The sequence below is a fragment of the Janthinobacterium sp. 61 genome, assembly GCF_002846335.1.
GTDB lineage: Bacteria > Pseudomonadota > Gammaproteobacteria > Burkholderiales > Burkholderiaceae_D > Janthinobacterium.
Window position 1 is genome coordinate 5020837 of sequence record NZ_PJMQ01000001.1, and the last position, 19866, is coordinate 5040702.

The 19866-nt window shown below is 63.9% G+C and carries 16 protein-coding genes and 1 pseudogene; 8 read left to right on the forward strand and 9 right to left on the reverse strand.

The annotated features are described in order from the left end of the window. Nucleotides 1–16 precede the first annotated feature (16 nt). Both CLU92_RS22755 and CLU92_RS22760 read left to right on the forward strand, forming a co-directional pair. Complete coding sequence (locus tag CLU92_RS22755) at nt 17–715, forward strand: dienelactone hydrolase family protein (RefSeq protein ID WP_101483712.1); 699 nt, start codon at nt 17–19, stop codon at nt 713–715. Between the two features lie 153 nt (nt 716–868). Next, nucleotides 869–1285, forward strand: a complete 417-nt coding sequence (locus CLU92_RS22760; protein ID WP_101483713.1) for an SRPBCC family protein — start codon at nt 869–871, stop codon at nt 1283–1285. Between the two features lie 132 nt (nt 1286–1417). Here the strand turns inward: CLU92_RS22760 and CLU92_RS22765 are convergent. Next, nucleotides 1418–3034, reverse strand: a pseudogene (locus CLU92_RS22765) (M28 family peptidase). Between the two features lie 133 nt (nt 3035–3167). On the opposite strand from CLU92_RS22765, the gene CLU92_RS22770 reads away from it, so the two are divergent. From CLU92_RS22770 to CLU92_RS22780, 3 genes are all read left to right on the forward strand, one after another. Further along, a complete protein-coding gene (locus CLU92_RS22770; protein WP_101483714.1) occupies nt 3168–4013 on the forward strand; it encodes an alpha/beta fold hydrolase in 846 nt (281 codons plus the stop codon). 281 nt (nt 4014–4294) lie between these two features. Beyond that, a complete protein-coding gene (locus CLU92_RS22775) occupies nt 4295–6457 on the forward strand; it encodes a DEAD/DEAH box helicase (RefSeq protein WP_101484840.1) in 2163 nt (720 codons plus the stop codon). Between the two features lie 439 nt (nt 6458–6896). Further along, nucleotides 6897–8552: a PAS domain-containing methyl-accepting chemotaxis protein gene (locus tag CLU92_RS22780; RefSeq protein ID WP_101483715.1), complete on the forward strand. Its 1656-nt coding sequence runs from the start codon at nt 6897–6899 to the stop codon at nt 8550–8552. Between the two features lie 109 nt (nt 8553–8661). On the opposite strand, the gene bamE is transcribed toward CLU92_RS22780, so the two are convergent. Genes bamE through CLU92_RS22805 form a run of 5 tightly spaced genes read right to left on the reverse strand, consistent with a single transcriptional unit; the run spans nt 8662 to nt 12110 of the window. Beyond that, on the reverse strand, nt 8662–8970 hold the full coding sequence (gene bamE / locus CLU92_RS22785; protein ID WP_101483716.1) for an outer membrane protein assembly factor BamE: 309 nt from the start codon (nt 8968–8970) through the stop codon (nt 8662–8664). After that, nucleotides 8967–9767, reverse strand: a complete 801-nt coding sequence (locus tag CLU92_RS22790; RefSeq protein ID WP_101483717.1) for a hypothetical protein — start codon at nt 9765–9767, stop codon at nt 8967–8969. The genes bamE and CLU92_RS22790 overlap by 4 nt, the downstream gene beginning before the upstream one ends. Nucleotides 9768–9814: 47 nt before the next feature. Continuing rightward, nucleotides 9815–10174 (reverse strand): nucleotide pyrophosphohydrolase, encoded by a 360-nt coding sequence (locus tag CLU92_RS22795; protein WP_101483718.1) that lies wholly within the window; start codon nt 10172–10174, stop codon nt 9815–9817. Next, a complete protein-coding gene (locus tag CLU92_RS22800; protein WP_101483719.1) occupies nt 10171–10632 on the reverse strand; it encodes a GNAT family N-acetyltransferase in 462 nt (153 codons plus the stop codon). Before CLU92_RS22800 ends, CLU92_RS22795 begins: the two co-directional genes overlap by 4 nt. Nucleotides 10633–10667: 35 nt before the next feature. Further along, nucleotides 10668–12110: a cytochrome P450 gene (locus CLU92_RS22805; RefSeq protein ID WP_257561411.1), complete on the reverse strand. Its 1443-nt coding sequence runs from the start codon at nt 12108–12110 to the stop codon at nt 10668–10670. Between the two features lie 114 nt (nt 12111–12224). Between CLU92_RS22805 and CLU92_RS22810 the strand changes: the two genes are divergently transcribed. Further along, nucleotides 12225–13091, forward strand: a complete 867-nt coding sequence (locus CLU92_RS22810; protein ID WP_243857867.1) for an AraC family transcriptional regulator — start codon at nt 12225–12227, stop codon at nt 13089–13091. Nucleotides 13092–13182: 91 nt separating this feature from the next. Here the strand turns inward: CLU92_RS22810 and ilvB are convergent, their stop codons facing one another. Next, a complete protein-coding gene (gene ilvB / locus CLU92_RS22815) occupies nt 13183–14934 on the reverse strand; it encodes a biosynthetic-type acetolactate synthase large subunit (protein WP_101483721.1) in 1752 nt (583 codons plus the stop codon). Between the two features lie 99 nt (nt 14935–15033). Between ilvB and CLU92_RS22820 the strand changes: the two genes are divergently transcribed. Then, complete coding sequence (locus CLU92_RS22820; protein ID WP_101483722.1) at nt 15034–15495, forward strand: Lrp/AsnC family transcriptional regulator; 462 nt, start codon at nt 15034–15036, stop codon at nt 15493–15495. A 93-nt stretch (nt 15496–15588) separates the two neighbouring features. Beyond that, entirely contained in the window at nt 15589–18081 is a 2493-nt protein-coding gene (locus tag CLU92_RS22825; RefSeq protein WP_180338573.1) for a TonB-dependent receptor, read from the forward strand. Nucleotides 18082–18209: 128 nt separating this feature from the next. On the opposite strand, the gene CLU92_RS22830 is transcribed toward CLU92_RS22825, so the two are convergent. Next, on the reverse strand, nt 18210–18884 hold the full coding sequence (locus CLU92_RS22830) for a response regulator transcription factor (RefSeq protein WP_257561418.1): 675 nt from the start codon (nt 18882–18884) through the stop codon (nt 18210–18212). Continuing rightward, nucleotides 18881–19789, reverse strand: a complete 909-nt coding sequence (locus CLU92_RS22835) for a histidine kinase (RefSeq protein WP_180338574.1) — start codon at nt 19787–19789, stop codon at nt 18881–18883. The genes CLU92_RS22830 and CLU92_RS22835 overlap by 4 nt, the downstream gene beginning before the upstream one ends. Between the last annotated feature and the right edge of the window lie 77 nt (nt 19790–19866).

The window sequence follows — 19866 nt, forward strand, 5'->3', positions numbered from 1 at the left end:
TCAGACTGGAGTTTCTATGAGCACAACTTCGCAGTGGATCGATATCGCCGGCCCGGACGGCAGCTTCCAGGCTTATCTGGCCGTGCCGCATGTGGGCAAGGGCCCCGCCATCATCCTGTTGCAGGAAATTTTCGGCGTCAACGAGCACATCCGCGCCGTGGCCGACCAGTACGCGGCCGATGGCTACGTGGTGCTGGTGCCCGACCTGTTCTGGCGCGCTGGCGCGCACATCGAGCTGGGCTATGACGCGGACGGCTGGAAGCGCGCCGTGGAATTGATGCAGGCCACCGATAATCCGCATGCCGACGCCGATATCGCCGCCACCGTTGCCGTCTTGCGCGCGCGCCCGGAAGTGACGGGCAAGCTGGCCTCGGTCGGCTACTGCTTCGGCGGCCGTTTGTCGTTTCAAACGGCTGCGGCCGGCCTGGTCGACGCGGCCATCGCTTATTACGGCGGCGGCATCCAGAACAAGCTGGACCTGGCCGACCGGATCAAGGTGCCGCTGCTCATGCATTTCGGCGACCAGGACAGCCACATCCCGCTTGACGCCGTGCAAAAGATCGCCGAACGCTTCGACGACCGGCAAGACGTGGAAATCCATATCTACCCGGGCGCCGAGCACGGTTTCAATTGCACCCACCGCGACAGCTACCAGCAGCGCGCCGCAGCCCACGCGCACGGCAATTCCTTGATTTTCCTGGCGGAAAACTTGTAAGACTTCCTCGCCAGGCTGGCCAGCCGCTATTGTCTAGCCCAACGCGCGCTCAGCAGCAAAGCCGCATGGGCGCTAAAATAGCGGCTGTGCCGGGCAACTCCGGCCGGCCGGGCGGAGTTGCCCGGCAAACCTGGATGAGGAACCGAATTAAAGATGGCCCAAGTAATTGTTTCTGTAACATTGGCGGCAAGCGCCGAACGCGTGTGGGATTTTATCGGCGGCTTCCAGTCGCTGGCTGAATGGTCGAGCTCGATCAAAACCAGCCTGTCCGAGCATGGCGGCCGCGTGCGCCGCCTGAAAACCACGGACGGCGCCATCATCGCCGAACGCCTGCAAAGCTACAGCGAGGCGGACAAGAGCTACAGCTACACCATCGTCTCGGGCCCGATCCCCGTCAAGAATTACCGTTCCACCCTGCGCGTCACGGGCGAGCCGGGCGCAAATGAGTGCGTGGCGGAATGGTCTAGCGAGTTCGACGCGGCCGAGGGTGTGGAAGAGGTCATGGTGGGCGCGTTTCAACATTTGTATGAAACGGCGTTCATCGACCTGAAACGCATCATGGCGATTTGAATCAACCAGTGTAGGTCGGATTAGCGGCTACGCCGCTTAATCCGACACCACCACCGGCGCCAACAATGATGTCGGATTACGCAGGGCGATGCCCCACCTCGGCGGCCCCGCTAATCCGACCTACGCTAGACGTTACCGCTTCACCTTTCCAAACGCCTCGCCCTTGTTCCAAGTAGGCAAATTCTTGTCGTTTGCCACTTCATAGCCGAGGTTCAGGGTGAATTGCGCCTGCTGCACCATGCCCGACAAGTCTCACGACGGGTGGTATTCATCTGTTACCTGATGGTAATCCTTTTTAAACGCGACCAGGCGCTCGCCGGAGGCTTTCGGCGCCTGCACGAAGTCGAACGAGCCGTCGCCGGAAAACACGGCCGAGCCCACGTTGAAGGCGGGCACGCCAGCTTTGGCGAAGGCAAAATGGTCGGCCCGGTAAAAGGCGCCGGACAGGTCGGGTATCGTCGGCGCCAGGCGCAGGCCCATGCGCCTGGCTACCTTGGCGGCGCTCGCGTACAGGCTGCTGCGCTCGGCGCCGGCCACGCCGATGTCGTGCGTCTTGCCGACGAAATTCATGCTGTCGAGGTTCAGGTCGGCGGCCGTCTTGGCCAGCGGCCACAGGGGCGCGCGCGTGTAGGCCGTGCTGCCCAGCATGCCCGTTTCCTCGCCGGCCGGCCACAGGAAGATCTGCGTGCGGCGCGCCGGCTGTTTCACGGCCACCTGCGCCATGGCCAGCAGGGCCGCCGCGCCCGAGGCGTTGTCGATGGCGCCGTTGTAGATATGGTCACTCTGGCCGCTGCGGCCGTTGCCTTCGTCATCTTTGCCCAGGTGGTCCCAGTGGGCCGAGTAAATGACGGCTTCGTCCTTCAGTTTCGGGTCCGTGCCCGGCACGATGCCGGCCACGTTGAATTGCTCGATGCTGCGGATCTGGCTGTCGACTTGCACTTTGACCGTGGCATTCAGGGCCACGGGGCGGAACTCGCGCGTTTCCGCCTGTGCGCGCAAGGCGTCCAGATCCTGTCCGCCCGCCTGGAACAGGGCGCGCGCCGTGTCTTCCTGCAGCCAGCCTTCCATGGCATTGCCCGCGCCAGCCAGGCTGAAGCGCTCGTGGCCGAAGCCATTGGCGGGCACCGACCACGGATACGAAGCGGACTCGGTCGTATGGATCAGCAAGACGCCGGCGGCGCCCTGGCGCAGCGCTTCCTCGTACTTGTAGACCCAGCGGCCGTAATATGTGAGGGACTTGCCGGCAAAGCGCTTCGGCTCGGCAGCGGTCGGCTGCGGATCGTTGACCATCATGATGAGCAACTTTCCTTTTAAATCTACACCCTTGAAATCGTCCCAGCGCTCTTCGGGAGCACGGATACCGTAGCCGGCAAACACGACGGGCGCGTCGAATGCCACCTTGTCCTTGCCATTGGCGGCACCAAAGACGATGTCCTTGCCGAATGCGGGAGCGAGGGTCTTGCCGCCGACGCTGAACGTCACCTTGCTTGATGGCAAGGCCTTGCTGCCGACGATGCTCAGCGCCTGGCGGTACGTGCCATCCTTCAATGGCTGCAAGCCGGCCACGGCCGCCTGGGTTTCCAGGTAGCGCACGGCCAGGTCGCCGCCGCGCTGGCCCGTGCCGCGTCCTTCGAGCAAATCGTCGGCCAGGAAGGACAGATGAGCGCGCAGGGGCGCTTCGGCAACGAGCGGTTGGGCGAGGGCGGCCGTGCTGAACAGGCTGGCGGCGAGGACGTAGGGAAAACGCATGACAACTCCAAAAGTGAATACGGGAAAGCAAAGCAGCGGCAATCTTACTCTACCGCAATGCCCAGCGTAGCGCGCGGCGTGTGCGCGACATTGCGGCCACAATGGCAGTTGGCCCACCGACAAGGAGCGTTTCATGACTGCCACTGACTTGCAATCGAGCAATACCCTGCGTACCGCCGACGGCACCCTGATCTACTACAAGGACTGGGGCAGCGGTCCGCCCGTCGTCTTCAGCCACGGCTGGCCACTGTCGTCCGACGCCTGGGAAGACCAGATGTTTTATCTGGCCTCGCATGGCTACCGCGTCATCGCGCACGACCGGCGCGGCCATGGCCGCTCCAGCCAGCCCTTCGACGGCAACGACATGGATACTTATGCCGACGACCTGGCCGCCTTGATCGAGGCGCTGGACTTGACGGGAGCCACCCTGGTCGGTCACTCGACGGGCGGCGGCGAGGTGGCGCGCTACATCGGCCGCCATGGTACGGACCGCCTGGCGGGCGCGGTGCTGGTCGGCGCCGTGCCGCCCCTGATGCTGCAGACGCCGGACAACCCGACGGGCTTGCCGCTGTCCACCTTTGACGCCATTCGCGCGGGCGTGCAGGCCGACCGCAGCCAATTCTTCCGCGACTTGAGCGAGGCCTTCTATGGCTACAACCGGCCCGATGCAAAGCCGTCGCAGGGCGTGCGCGACAGTTTCTGGCGTCAAGGCATGCAGGCCGGCATGCCGGCATCCTATCTGTGCATCAAGCAATTTTCAGAAACGGATTTCACCGGCGACCTGGCCAGGTTCGACGTGCCGACTTTGGTGATCCATGGCGACGACGATCAGATCGTGCCCATCGCCGCCTCCGCGCGGCGCACGGCTGAGCTCGTCATCGGCAGCAAATTGCTCGTGTATGCGGGCGCGCCGCACGGCCTGGCGACAACGCACAAGGACCGCCTGAATGAAGACTTGCTGGAGTTCCTGCGCACCTGAAAAGGGGCGGGCGCCATAGTGGCGAGGCGCCCGCCGTTGCCGTTGCCGCGCAAAACAGGCGCAGGTGGCACATTGTTGTGTATCGTTTAATGTTGGCAAAAGTTAGCTAAATCACGCGCCAATTGCGTGCGGATCAGCGATTTTTCTGCCTTTTTTCGGTCCATATGCCGCAAAAAACGGCGTTCTGCGGCATGCAGCCACCCGGTAAGGTCCAGTAAAGAGTAAACTAGCAGATACACTCTTTCGCATTGGGCGATTCGAGCGAACTTGTGAGTGATTTCATGTCTGATACACCAATTTCCTTATTTTCCGACCTCAACCTGAGCGAGCCGCTGATTCGCGCGCTCAAGGATGTCGGTTACGAAACACCGTCGCCTATCCAGGCGGCCACGATTCCATTGTTGCTCGCTAACCGCGACGTGCTGGGCCAGGCGCAAACAGGCACGGGTAAGACCGCCGCCTTCGCCTTGCCTATCCTGTCGCGCATTGATCTGAAACAAAGCTCACCCCAAGCCCTGGTCCTGGCACCGACGCGCGAACTGGCCATCCAGGTCGCCGAAGCGTTCCAGGTGTACGCTGCCCACATCCCCGGCTTCCATGTACTGCCGATCTACGGCGGCCAAAGCTACGGTCCGCAACTGTCGGCCTTGCGCCGCGGTGTGCACGTCATCGTTGGCACCCCTGGCCGCGTCATCGATCACCTGGACAAGGGTTCGCTCGACCTGTCCAAGCTGAAAACGCTGGTGCTCGACGAAGCCGATGAAATGCTGCGCATGGGCTTTATCGACGATGTCGAACGTATCTTGAAAGAAACGCCGGATGGCCATCAAACGGCCCTGTTCTCGGCCACCATGCCTTCCGTCATCAAACGCATTGCCACGACGTACCTGGTGAACCCGGCCGAAGTGACGGTTGCCGCCAAGACGGGCACGGCCGACAACATCCGCCAGCGCTACTGGCTGGTGTCGGGCATGCACAAGCTCGACGCGTTGACCCGCATCCTGGAAGCGGAAGCGTTTGACGGCATGATCATCTTCGCCCGCACCAAGCTGGGCACGGAAGAGCTGGCTGGCAAACTGCAAGCCCGCGGCTTCTCGGCTGCCGCCATCAATGGCGACATCCAGCAAGCGCAGCGCGAGCGCACGATCCAGCAGTTGAAAGACGGCAAGATCGACATCCTCGTGGCAACCGACGTGGCCGCCCGCGGCCTGGACGTCGAGCGCATCAGCCACGTCGTCAACTACGACGTGCCGCACGATCCGGAAAGCTATACTCACCGCATCGGCCGCACTGGCCGCGCTGGCCGCAGCGGCGAAGCGATTCTGTTCATCACCCCGCGTGAAAAGAACTTGCTGAAAGCCATCGAACGCTCGACTCGCCAGCCGATCAGCATGCTGGAACTGCCAACGATCCAGGCCGTCAACGACGTGCGTATCGCTAAGTTCAAGGAACAGATCAGCGAAACCCTGGCCCTGGGCGAACTGGAGCAGTTCCAGTCGCTGATCGAAGATCTTGAACGCGAAAAGAACATTCCCGCCATCGAAATCGCCGCCGCCCTGGCGAAGATGGCGCGTGGCAATGTGCCTTTGTTGCTGGACAAGAACAAGGCGCGCGAGCAAGCCACGTGGCAAGACGACCGTCCTGTGCGCCAGGACCGTTTCGAGCGCAACGATCGTCCGGAACGGGGCGACCGCTTCGAGCGTAACGAGCGCAGCGAGCGTGGCGAACGCCCGGCCTTCCCGAAAAAGGAACGCATTCAACGTCCAGCCGACGCCGGCATGCAAACTTTCCGTATTGAGGTAGGTCATCAGCATGGCGTGAAACCGGGCAATATCGTGGGCGCCATCGCCAACGAAGCGGGCATCGATTCTAAAAATATCGGCCGCATCGAAATCTATGACGATTACAGCGTCCTGGACTTGCCAGACAGCATGCCGAAAGAATTGCTGGACCAGCTGAAAACCGTGTGGGTAGCGGGCCAGCAGCTGCGCATCAGCCGCGACGGCGATGCACCGGACCTGGCGCCGCCAGCCGCGCCGCGCAAGCCGTTTGCCGCCAAGTCCGCGCCAGCGTTCAAGGATGCCCCGGCCGACGCGGGCGACGCAGCACCAGCGCCGCGCGCGCCGAAGAAGGAACGTCCACGCCCGGGCGTGACGGCTTACCGTATCGAAGTGGGCCGTGAGCACGCCGTGACGCCAAGCAACATCGTCGGCGCCATCGCCAACGAAGCGAACCTGGAAGCCAAGCATATCGGCCGCATCGATATCTTTGACAACTACAGCGTGCTGGACCTGCCGGAAGGCATGCCGCCGGAAATCCTCGACCACCTGAAATCGGTCGTGGTCTCGGGCCAGAAATTGCGCATCAGCCTCGATGACGGCACGACGGAACGCAAGCCTGCGGCTCCGCGTCCGAAGTCGCCACCGCGTAAGACATTCAAGTAAGCCATCCCCACGGGCGCTCCGGCGCCTGTGTCGCGGATTGGAGACATATCCCCCACTGGCGCGTTCGCGCCAGTTTTTTATTTTCCCTCAGTAAATGTTCATGATGGCTAAGTCATGCCTGCCGGCAGGCGTCGCCAAGTGCCGCCAGTGATTGCAATGCTTCCGCGTCTTTTTATCGGCATACACACCATATTTATTGTCTGCCGCATCGTTACATAAATTTTTATTAATTATTGTGTGTGCATTCAATTTGAATATCGCATTTCAATAAAATCAATTAAGTTGAATCAAAGTAAATTGTAAAACATAAATAAATTAACTTTTATTAAATTGTTTGACCAGCATCACTGTCGCCTTGGCGATATCTTGCCGGTGCTTGATGTGGTATATTGTTTTTATGTTTTTGTTATGCTAGTTGAAAAAAAATAGAGGAGCGACGATGCGGGTCAATACGCCAATCACGCAAAATGAATACGTATTAAATGAAGGCATGACGATTGTTTCCACCACGGATTTAAAGGGAAACATCAATTACGCCAATCAGTATTTCATTGAAGTCAGCGGTTTTTCAGAAATGGAACTGCTGGGTGCGCCACAGAATATCCTGCGTCATCCCGATATGCCGGCCGAAGCCTTTGCCGACCTGTGGGATACCATCAAGACGGGCATGCCATGGACTGGCATGGTCAAGAACCGCTGCAAGAATGGCGATTTTTATTGGGTCTTCGCCAATATCACCCCCGTCATTGAAAACGGCCGTCCGATCGGCTATATGTCCGTGCGTACCAAGCCCACGCGCGAGCAGATCAATGAAGCGGCAGCCCTGTATAAAAGTTTTAAAGATGGCAATACCGCCAGGCTGGCGATTCGCAAGGGCCGCATTGTGCGCCAGGGCTGGGCCGCCAAGCTGGCCGAGTGGCGCAAGCTGAGCCTGTCGCAAGACCTGGCCCTGCATTGCATCGTCTTTGGCGTGGTGCTGGCCATCCTCGGCTGCGCCGTGTGGAATATCGATGGTGATACGAGCACGGCCACGCGCAGCTGGCTCAGTGGCGCGGCCGCCGCGGCTGTCGCGCTGATGCTGTATTTCTGGGCCCATCTGCACAATTCGCTGGTCGCGCCGCTGGGCGACGCCATCACGGTGGCGCGCAAGATGGCAGGTGGCGACCTGACGGGCGTGATCGACAAGGTGCGTGATGATGATATGGGTCAATTGATGGCGGCCTTGCGCCAGACCAACATCAACTTGCACAGCATCATCGGCGACGTGCGTGCCAACTTCGAGGATATCCGCGTCACTACGGCGGAAATTGCCACCGGCAATATGGACTTGTCCAGCCGCACGGAATCGCAGGCTTCCAGCCTGGAGCAGACGGCGGCCAGCATGGAGGAATTGACGTCCACGGTGCAAAACAGCGCCGACCACGTTGCCACGGCCAACGACCTGGCGGTGCAGGCATCGACCGTCGCGGCCAAGGGCGGCACCATCGTCAGTGAAGTGGTCACCACGATGAATGAAATCAGCACTTCGTCGCGCAAGATTCTCGACATCATCGGCCTGATCGACGGCATCGCTTTCCAGACGAATATCCTGGCCTTGAACGCGGCCGTGGAAGCGGCGCGCGCGGGAGAGCATGGCCGCGGCTTCGCCGTCGTGGCCGGTGAAGTGCGCAGCCTGGCGCAGCGCTCGGCGACGGCGGCCAAGGAAGTCAAGAATCTGATCGACCATTCGATCGCCACCGTGAATGCGGGCAGCGTGCTGACCAGCAATGCGGGCGCCACCATGGCGGAAGTGATTGCCTCGGTGGCCCGCGTGACGGAAGTGATGGACGAGATTTCTTCCACCACGCGCGAGCAGAACCAGGGCATCGGTCAAGTCAACCAGGCCGTTATCCACATGGACGGCATCACGCAGCAGAATGCGGCGCTGGTGGAGCAGGCCGCTGCGGCTGCCACCAACCTGGCGCGGCGCACCGACAGCGTGGCCCAGTCGATCGGTATCTTTAAATTGAAGGCATCGCCCAAGCGCAAGGCTGCCGGCGTGGGCCGCAGCGTGGGTGCGGGCGTGACGGCAAGGGCACTGTTAAAGGCGAGGTAGCAAAATGCCGGGGTCAGTCACTGCGTGATCGGTATGCTCCCCATTGGGGCGCATACCCCCCGTCGGGTCTGCCCCCAATTTACCCGCCTTCAGCTACGCGCTACAGTCATTACCGCTTTACCCGATACACTTCCCCGCTGCGCACCTTCTGCACCACCCCATCCCCGCCAAACAAAATCACATATTCTCCCTGCGCGCCCGCAGCGGCAGGGTAGTTGTACATCCACACTTCATTGCCGCTGTCGAAACGGATGGACGTGCTGTCGCCTAGCGCCGCGCGCACCTGCTCGCGCGTGCTGCTGCCTGGCTGCACCGCCTGCTCCAGGGTGGCGTAAGGCACAGTCTTGCTTGCCTGTAATGCGCGCGTGCCGGAGCAGGCGGCCAGCGTTATCAAGATGATCAGTGACAGCCATTTCATGGCGCCACCTCGTCCATGTAAGTAAATTCCAGCAAGGTATCGTCGGGCCAGCTGGCGTCCCACAGGGGCGCGTAATACGTGCGGTCGAGCAAGACCTGGCAATCGCAATAGGGCAGTGAGGCGGGCGTTTGCTCGCCGCCCGCGTACAGCATGGTGAACGGCAGGGCAAGGCGGCGCTCGCCATGCACGAGGGTTACGCCAAACAGGGGACGGTCCGTGAAAAACAAATAATTGCCGTTCGCTTCGGAACACACCTTTTCGGTGCTGTAGAGCATGCTGGACAGCCAGGCGATGATTTGCGGGTCGTTTGAAATCAGGCCCGAATCCATGCCGGCGCGGCATTCCAGGCGCAAGTCGCCCAGGCGCCGCGTGCCGGGCGGCAAGCCGGGCGTGATGACCTGCGCGCGCCAGCTCATGGTGGAAGCCCTGCGGTTGGCGATCAGGATAGCATCCTCGCGCGCGGCTTGCGCGTTGCGCACGGGGGCAAAGCTGTTGTCCTCCGCCAAGGGCAGAGGAATGCTGATGGTGTCGCCGGCGATGCGCAGCTGCACGCCTCTCATGTCCACGCCAGGTTGGCGCGGCAGCAAACGGAAGCGCAGTGTCGCCTGCGGCGCCAGCGCATGGTCGCGCTCGAAGCGGTCCACGCCCTGCAGCATCTTGCGGTAGGATTTGTCGACGGGGTCGCGCGTGGCGTCCACTTTCACTTGCGGCACGGACGCGGTTTGCGCCAGCGCAGCAGCGCTGGACAGTGAGCCAGCGAGCAAGCCAGCAAGCAGCAGGGAGAGAGGGATGCGCATGGCTTGATGCTACGCCTTTTTGCGCGGCAGCCACGCACGCATGGTTGTCAGTATTGCGTCGATTTGCGCGCGTCGCCGCGGACCTGCTGCGCCGGGTACTTCTGTGCGTTGAGCAGCATCTTTTCCAGCACGGCCGCATGCAGGTCGACGCCGCTCTTGTCGGCCAGGCGCACCAGGTACATCAGCACGTCTGCCAGTTCGTGGCGGATGCCCGTGCGCGTCGCTTCGTCCAGCTCGCTGTCCGCACCCGTGGGCAGCCACTGGTAGTGCTCTGCCAGTTCCGCCACTTCCACGGACAGGGCCATGGCCAGGTTTTTGGGCGTGTGGAACTGGTCCCAGTCGCGCTCGGCGGCAAAGGCGCGCAGGCGCGCGCGGATGTCGAGCAGGCTGTCGGATGGCGCATTCATGCGGCCACCTGCAGCGGTTTTTCCATGAAGACACTGAACGGATCGTCGGGGTAGTCGCCGTACGGTCCGCGCTGTTGATAGCCGTGGCGCGCGTACAGGGCGATGGCTGCAGGCTGGTGGATGCCCGTCTCCAAGGTCAGCAAACGGCAGCCGCGCGCCAGCGCCTGTTCTTCCAGCAGGGCCAGCAGACGCCTGGCCAGGCCCAGGCCGCGGCTGTCCGGGTGCACATACATGCGCTTGACTTCGCCGAAATCGGGCGTGACGACGATGGCGCCGCAGGCGCGCGCCGTGCCTTCTGCATCGCGGGCAACGGCAAACAGCAGGCTGTCCGGCGGCACGGACGCCAGGTCCAGCGAGTACACGCATTCGGCCGGATACAGGGTTTGTTGATAGGCATCAAGCTCGGCGATCAGGAGCTGCACATCGGCTTGCTGGGGCGATTCCAGGCGGATTGTCATGGGGAATTCAAGTAGATGAGATGTTCCCCATGGTATCACTGTGGTCGCGCCAGGCGCATGGACAGGCCGATGGGCGACATCACAAAGCCCATCAGTTCCTGTGCCTCGCCGCCATCGGGCGTATCGACGCCGGCGATGTCGAAGCTGCCCAGCAGCATGGCCATGGCGATCTTGATTTCCAGCAAGGCCAGATAGCGGCCGGGGCAGGTGCGTAGCCCGGCGCCGAAGGGCATGGCGGCGCGCTTGTCGTTGGCTTCTTCATTGCCGGCCAGCCAGCGCTCGGGCCGGAAAGCCTGGGCGTCGGGAAAGTGCGCATCGGACACGCTGTCATGGCGCATCACGCACCACAGCATGCTGCCGGCGGGGACGGCCACGTCCCCCACCACCGTGTCGCGCAGCGCTTCGAGCGGGATGTAGGGCGCCACCGGCTTCAGACGCATGGCCTCGCTGGCGCACGCGCCAAGATAGTCGAGGCTGTCCATTTGCGCCAGGCTGAAGTGCGCCACGTCGGGCGCCAGACGCCGCACTTCCTCGCGCGCCTTGGCCAGGGTGTGCGGATGGCGTTGCAGCAGGTAAATCATCCAGGACAGCGTGTTGGCCGTCGTGTCTTCGCCCGCCAGCAGCATGGTCAGCACATTGCCGGCCACGGCGCGGTCGTCCACGCCACTGTCGGCTTCATCGGCGGCGGCGATCATGGCTTCGAGCAAGTTGGGCGGGCGCACGCGCCGCGCGGGATCGTGCTCCAGGCGGGCCCGCGCTTGCCGCACCAGGTCGGCCACGGCCACGTCCAGCGCCGCCACGTCGCGGTCCAGGCGCCGGTCGACGGGTAGTTTGACATAGCGCCAGTACGGCAGCATCGACAGGCTGCGCCGCGCCACGGCAGGCAGGATCGAATCGAGGTGGCGCTGGATCACGTCCTCGCCCGATTCGAGCGTATTGACTGCCGTGCCGAAGGCCAGGCCGGCGATGATGTCGACCGTGTAGCGTTTCAGGTCGCCATCGAGGCTGATCGCCTGGCCTTGTGTGGCGGCAATGTGCCAGCGTCGCTGCAGGCGCTGCGCCACCGTCACCAGCGCCGGGAAGTAGGCCTTGATGGCGCCCGGCGCCAGGCCGGCCATGACCATGCGGCGTTGGTTGCGCCATTGCGTGCCCTCGGCCAGGAACAGGCCCGGGTTGCCGCCCATTTCCACCGAAACCGTATAGCTCGACAAGGGGCGCCGGAAGCCATCCGGGCGGTCGCGCAGCACGGCAGCCACGACTTCGCTGTCGGCCACCACCAGCACCAGGGTGCGGCCGAACCAGGCGCGTACGTAGGGGCCATAGCGCCGCACCCAGCCTTCCACGTCGCGGTGGATACGCGGCAGTTTCACTTGCAGCGCGTTGCCGATAATGGGCAGGGCAAACGGCCCCGGCAATTGGCGGATCTGCCGCAGGGGCGGAGTGGTGGCGGGCGCGGCGGCGTGGTCGAGTGGTGGCATGACAAGCTCCTGTTTCAGTGGGAACGATGACATGACTGTAGCGCGCTTGCGTTCGCGCGTCTTGAACGAATACGACATCGCGCGGCGCCCGCAATTGCCGGTACAATCGTCGCCATGCCTGCCGCCCAGACGCCCCCACCGCCCCTGACCCGCCTGATCGCGCCGCGCACCGCGCTCGCTTCCTGCGTGCGCGCCTTCCTCGTGCGCGACACCACCGGCTGTGCGCTCTTGCCGCCGGCGCAGCGCCTGAACCGTTTCCCCGCCACGCCCATGTGCTGCCTGCTGTGGACCGTCGCTGGCGAGGTCGAGGCGGCGGCACCTGGCCCCGACCTGCTGCATGTGCGCATGCCGCCAGCCCTGTTCAGTGGCCCGCGCGGCTATCCGCTGGTCAGCTACAACCCCGGCCCCGTGCACTCGTTCATGGTGATGCTGTATCCGGCCGCCCTGCACGCGCTGACGGGCATCGACATGGCAGTTATGTTCGACCAGGTGCGCCCGCTCGAACCGCTGTTCGATGCCGACTGGCTGGCGCTGTCCGATGCCGTGCTGGCCGCACCCGACGACGCGGCGCGCATCGCGCTGGTGGAGGCCTTCCTGGCGCCGCGCTGGGCGGTGGCGCGCGGAAATGGCGACCATCCGGCCGGCGCCATGCAGGACTGGGTGCGCCGCCTGGGTGTGCAAGCGGCATCGACGGGCCTGGCCAGCGGCGTGCGCAATATCGAGCGCCGCATCAAGGCCTGGGCCGGCCAGCCCATGCGCACCTTGCGCCGCATGCGCCGCGCGGAGCAGTCGTTTCTCGACGCGCGCGAGGCCATGCTGCAAGGCAATGCTTCATGGAGCGATATCGCCGCCGAGGGCGGCTACGCCGACCAAGCCCATCTGTGCCGCGAGGTGCGCGCCATCACGGGCTTGAGCCCCACCGAACTGGCGCGCGCCAGCCGCGATGATGAAAGTTACTGGGTCTACCGAGTGTGGGCGTAGGTCGGATGAGGTCCGAAGGACCGTCATCCGACAACGTCGTTGGCGAGGCCGGTGGTGGTGTCGGATTACGCGGCGTTGCCGCTAATCCGACCTACCGTTCGCTGTACACTTTTCCCTTGGATAGGGTGACTTCATGGTGGCCCGCGCCGGGCGCCATCATGGGGAAGCAGTTTTCTGCGCCATGCACGCGCACGTCGAGGAAGCAGGGGCCTTCGGATGCCAGGCAGGCGGCCAACGCTGCATCGAGTTCCTCGCGCCGGCTCACCGTGTGCGCTTGCCAGCCAAACGCACGCGCCAGGGCGACGAAATCGGGCAGCGCTTCCGTGTAGCTGTGGCTGTAGCGCTCGCCGTGGTGCAGCTCCTGCCACTGGCGCACCATGCCCATATAGCCATTGTTCGACAATACCACTTTGACGGGCAGGCGGTGCTGCACTGCCGTCGCCAGTTCCTGGATATTCATCAAAATCGAGGCGTCGCCGCTGACACACACGACGCGCTTGCCGGGATGGGCGACCTGCGCGCCGATGGCGGCCGGCAAGCCATAACCCATGGTGCCGGCGCCGCCCGAGGTGAGCCAGCGGCGCGGCTGCTCGAAACGCAAGTGCTGCGCCGCCCACATCTGGTGCTGGCCCACGTCGGTGGATACGATGGCGTCCTGTCCGTCCAGGGCCGCCTGCAGCCGCTGCATCAGCGCCTGCGGCGCGATCACTTCCGGCGTGTCGTCGAAGGCCAGCGAATTGTGCGCGCGCCAGCCATCGATGCGCCGCCACCACGGCTGGCGGTCCGCCAGCAAGCGTCCGCGCAGCTGCGCCAGCAGGGCGGTGAGCACGGGCGCGCAGTCGCCGCGCAGGGCCACGTCGGCGCGCACCACCTTGTCTATCGACGCCGGGTCGATATCGACGTGGATGATCTTTGCGCCAGGACAAAAGGCATCCAGGCGCCCCGTGACCCTGTCGTCGAAGCGGGCGCCGACGCAGACGATCAGGTCCGCATGGTGCATGGCCAGGTTCGCTTCCAGCGTGCCATGCATGCCCAGCATGCCCAGGAAGGCGGGGTGCGAGGCGGGAAAGGCGCCCAGGCCCAGCAGGGTCAGGGTACAGGGCGCGGCCGCCAGCTTGACCAGTTGGCCGAAGGTGGCGCAGGCATCCAGGCCGGAATTGATGAGACCCCCGCCGCCATAGAACACGGGCTGGCGCGCGGAGGCGATCAGGCTGGCGGCCCGTTCCAGGTCAGTACTGTCGGGCAGGGGCGCGGCCGCTGCGGCGACGGGCGGCAGCGGCGTGCTTGCCGCGACCTGCGCCAGCTGCATATCCTTGGGAAAATCGATCAGCACGGGGCCGGGCCTTCCCTGCGTGGCTTGCGCGTACGCTTCCTGCACCACGGCCGCCGTTTCTTCTGCCGTGCGGATCTGCCGGTTCCACTTGGTGACGGGGCGCGAAATGCCCAGCGCATCGCATTCCTGGAAGGCGTTTGTACCGATGCTGGTGGTGGCCACCTGGCCGCTGATGCAGATGACGGGAATCGAATCGCACAGGGCGTCGAGCAAGCCCGTGGTGGTGTTGCTCATGCCGGGGCCGGAGGTGACGAAGACGACGCCGGGCCGGCCCGTGCTGCGCGCATAACCTTCGGCCGCGTGCACGGCTGCCTGTTCGTGGCGCACCAGCACGTGGCGCAAACGGGGCTGGGCGTGCAGCGCGTCGTACAGGGGCAGCACGGCGCCGCCCGGGTAGCCGAAGACGGTGTCGACGCCCAGGGCGAGCAGAGTGTCGATGAGGGTGCTGGCGCCGTTGCGCGGCGCAAGATCGTGGGCGGGAGCGAGGAGGGGGGCGGGATCGGGTTTCATGGGTCTATTTTCTGCTTGCCCTGGCAGAAAAGGCTGCTGGTTTTCTCGGATAGAATGTAGTATTCAGTAAAATTTGCTGTGAAATAAGGATATGACAGAATGAAGCTGGACAAATTCGACCTCGCCATCCTGACGGCCTTGCAGCAGGATGCCCGCATCAGCCTGCACGAGCTGAGCGCCAGGGTGGGCCTGACCTCGTCACCATGCTGGGCGCGCATCAAGCGCATGGAAGACGATGGCGTCATCGAGGGCTATACGGTGAACGTCAACGCGGCCAAGGTGGGGCTGGCCGACACCGTCATCGTGCAAGTCACGCTGGACGACCATTCGGACCAGGCCCTGTTCGAATTCGGCCACGCCCTGGCCATGATCCCGGAAGTGCTGGAAGCGTTTCTCGTCTCCGGCGACTACGATTACTACCTGCGCATCGCCGTCAGCGACACGCGCGACTACGAACGCCTGCTGCGCGAGCGTTTATATAAAATCCCCGGCATCCGCCACAGCAAATCGAGCTTTGTCTTGCGCCAGCTCAAACAGAGTTACTTGCCACTGCAACGTTAATCCCCTGCACGGCGGGAGTTTTTCCCTAGTCCATTGGTGGCCGCTGCCTGATACTGGACAGTAATAAAAACCATGATAAAACTGGGGACCCGCATGAAATTGACTTTATTCGCTGCCGCCGCCATGGCGCTGTGCCAGGCGCAGGCCGCCGACCTTGCCGCTGACGCCAGCACGATCATCGCCGTCGACTTGCCCACCGTCATCATCACGGGCAGCATGCCGCTGCCTACCGTGGATCAGCCGCGCGATACCTTGGCCGCACCCGTGCAGACGGCCAGCGCGCAGCAGATCGCCCGCAGCGATGCGCTCGACATTTCAGCCTTCTTGCGCCGCAACCTGGGCAGCGTGGTGGTGAACGAGGTGCAAAACAACCCGTTCCAGCCCGACGTCAGCTACCGCGGCTACACGGCTTCGCCCTTGCTGGGCACGCCGCAAGGCCTGTCCGTGTATCTGGACGGCATGCGGCTGAACCAGCCGTTTGGCGACGTCGTCAGCTGGGACTTGATCCCGCGCCTGGCGATAGCCTCGCTGACCCTGATGCCCGGCTCGAATCCCCTGTTCGGCCTCAACACCCTGGGCGGCGCGCTGGCCCTGCAAACCAAGGATGGCAAGAGCAGTCCCGGCACCGCCATCGAAGCGCGCCTGGGCTCGAACCAGCGGCGCGCCGTCGAGTTCGAGCATGGCGGCAGCAATGCGCAGGGCTGGCACTGGTATGTGACGGGCAACCGTTTCAAGGAAGATGGCTGGCGCGACGATTCACCGTCCGACGTGCGCCAGGTGTTCGGCAAGCTGGGCTGGAGCGATGCACGCACGGACATTGCCGCCACCGTGGCGCACGCGGACAATGCGCTGACGGGCAATGGCTTGCAGGAACAGCGCCTGCTGGCGCGCGACTACCGCAGCGTGTACACCAAGCCCGATTTGACGCAGAACAAGTCGACCCTGCTGAACCTGACGGGCAAGCACCAGGCCAGCGATGCCTTGCTATTGTCCGGCAATGTGTACTACCGCAAGATCGATACGCACACCTTCAATGGCGACTTGAACGACGAGTCGCTCGACCAGTCCGTCTACCAGCCTGGTGCGGCCGAGCGGGCGGCGCTGGCGGCGGCCGGCTACACGGGTTTTCCCGCCAGCGGGGCGAATGCAAGCAATACGCCTTTCCCCAAGTGGCGCTGCATCGGCAATGTGCTGCTGAACGATGAGCCAGCCGAAAAATGCAACGGCATGATCAACCGCAGCCACACGCAGCAGGAAAACTATGGTTTTTCGGGCCAGTTCACCGTGCTGGCCGACGTGGCCGGCGCGCGCCATGCCGTCACGGCCGGCGCCGCCTTTGATGCGAGCCACGCTACGTTCCGCCAGAGCAGCCAGTTCGGCTATCTGAATCCGGACCGCAGCATCACGCCCGTCGCGTTCTTTGCCGACGGCACGGAAATCGATGACGACGGCACGCCCGTGGACAACCGGGTCGACTTGAGCGGGCGCATGCGCACCTGGAGCGTGTATGCGAGCGATAGCATTACGCTCAATCAAGATTTAACGTTGACCGTTTCCGGCCGCTACAACCGCAGCACGGTGCGCAACCGCGATGCCATCACGCCCGGCGGCGGCAGCGGTTCGCTCGATGGCGACCACCGTTTCAGCCGCTTCAATCCCGCCATCGGCCTGGCTTATGCGCCGGCCGCCGGCATCGGCGCCTACCTCGGTTACAACGAAGGCAGCCGCACGCCGACGGCCATCGAACTCGGTTGCGCCGATCCGGAAAACCCATGCCGTTTGCCCAACGCCATGGCCGGCGACCCGCCATTAAGACAGGTGGTGACGAAGACGTGGGAAGCGGGTGTGCGCGGCAAGCTCGCCAGCGTGGCCCGCTGGAGCGCGGGCGTGTTCCGCGCGGAAAACCACGACGATATCCTGTTCGTGGCCGATAACCAGGCCGGCTTTGGCTACTTCAAGAATTTCGGCAAGACGCGCCACCAGGGCGTCGAGCTGGCGGTCGATGGCAAGGCGGGCGCGCTGGATTTCGGCGTCAATTACACGTGGTTGCAGGCGACGTATCAAAGCCGCGAGCTTGTCAACGGCAGCGCCAACAGCAGCAGCGACGCGCAAGCGCCCGGCCTCGAAGGCAATATTGTCATCACGCCTGGCAACCGGATTCCCCTGACGCCCAGCCATATTTTCAAGGCGCACGTGGATGTCCAGGGCGGACGCGACTGGACGGTGGGCCTGGCCATGACGGCCGTCTCCAGCGCCTATGCGCGCGGCAATGAAAACAACCAGCACCAGGCAGGTGGACCAGCGTATCTGGGATCGGGCAAGAGCGGCGGCTATGCCGTGGTCGAGCTGAATGGCAAATACCAGCTGACGCCGCGGCTCAGCATATTTGCCCAGGTGAATAACCTGCTCGACCGGAAATATGCGACGGCGGCCCAACTGGGCGCGACGGGTTTCGATGCCAGCGGCAATTTCAGTGCCCGGCCGCTGCCCGCCGTGAACGGCGCGTATCCGATGGTCAACGCGACCTTCTATGCGGCCGGGGCGCCGCGCAGCGTGAATGCGGGCTTGCGCTATGTATTTAATTAGGTTTTCTTGACACTCAAGATGCCTGACAAAACCGTAGCGAGCGGATGGGATTTGTGGCTAAGAAGCGCAACCGTACTCTAGTACGGTGAGCATCGCAGGCCGCAAAGCGTGCCGCGCAGTAGGTTTGGTCAGGCATTCGGCAGAACGTGTTCGATGACCCCGTTGCGTAAGGCCAGGTGGACCAAAGCGGCGGGGCCGGGCACGTCGAGCTTTTCCTTGATGCAGGTCTGGTGGTTGGCCACCGTCTTGCTGCTCACGTGCAGCAGGCGGGCGCAGTCGGCGGCGCTGCGGCCTTCGGCCAGCAGGCGGAAGATTTCGAATTCGCGCTGGCTCAGACTGCTCAAACGCTGCGCTTCCATGCGGGCCGTACCCTGTAGCACGGCGGGGGCGCTATGCGGGTCGAGGTAGCGCCGGCCTGCGTGGGCGGCGCGCACGGCATCTACCAGGTGCTCCGGGTCGGCTTGCTTGCTGACGAAGCCGCAGGCACCACCATCGAGTGCGCGCGCGATCAGCTGCGGCGTGTCGTGCATGCTGAATACCAGCACGCGCGCGTCGGCATCGCGGGCCAGCAGCTTGCGCAGCAATTCCAGGCCGCCGATGCCGGGCATGGACAAATCCGTCACGCACACATCGGGGGCCTGCTCCAGATACAGGGCATACGCCGTTTCGCCATTTCCCGCCTCGGCCACGACGGCGATGTCGCCGCCCTGTTCCAGCAGGCGCCGGTAGCCCGTGCGCACCACCGGGTGGTCATCCACCAGCATCACGCGGATCGCTTGCAGGGCGCTGTTCATGGCGTTCATGCCGCGCACCGTGCCGCCAGGGCCACTTCGATGCGCAAGCCGTTGCCCAGCGCGCTGATCCAGCGGATATGGCCGCGCAGGCCCGCCACTCTTTCACGCATGCCCAGCATGCCGAAGCCATCTGCTGGCGTTTTTTCCTGGGGCAAACCCTGGCCATTGTCTTCGATGGCCAGGTGCAGCAAGCCGTGCGTATCGGCGCGCAATTCCACCGTGGCCTGGTCGGCGCCCGCGTGGCGCGCCACGTTCGTCAAGCCTTCCTGCACCAGGCGGTAGATGGCGGTGGCGGTGCTGTCGTCGAGGTCGGCGGGGATGGCGTGCGGCGCGAAATGGCAAACGATGCCGTGCTGCTGCGCCCAGCTGTCGCACAGCGTCTGCAGGGCCGCTTCCAGGCCCAGGCTGTCGAGTACGGGCGGGCGCAATCGGCGCAGCATGGTGCGCACCATCGCATGCAGCGTTTCCGCCGAGCGGGCGATACTGGCGGCGCAGGCTTGCACGTTCGCCTGGTCGCCATCGCGCGCGCGCAGGATGTAGCTGGCGGCGGCGCGGATGGCCGTGCAGTCTTGTCCCACTTCATCGTGCAGCTCGCGCGCCAGCGCGCAGCGCTCCTCCTCCTGCGCGCGCAGCAGGCGCTGCGTGAGGGCGCGGTTCTGCGCCAGCAGCAGGGCCACCTGCCGCCCGCGCTGCACGGCAAAGGCAGCCATCGCCAGCACCAGCAGCAGCAGGCTCAGGGCTAATTCGTCGAGTTGCCAGTGTTCCTGGCGCCAGAGGGCGTGCGTCAGCCGTTCGGCCAGGTCCAGCCTGGCGGCCAGCAGGAAAAAAGCCAGTGCCAGCGCGCAGCACACGATGCTGCGCCGGACCGGCCGCGTGCCTGAGCGGCCGCTGACGGCCAGTTGGTAGTGTTCCATGATGCGGCTCCCTGAGCACGGTCGATCCCCTTGTTGTGCAAGCTTCATGCCATCGGCACAGGAGGGGGCTGGGGCGC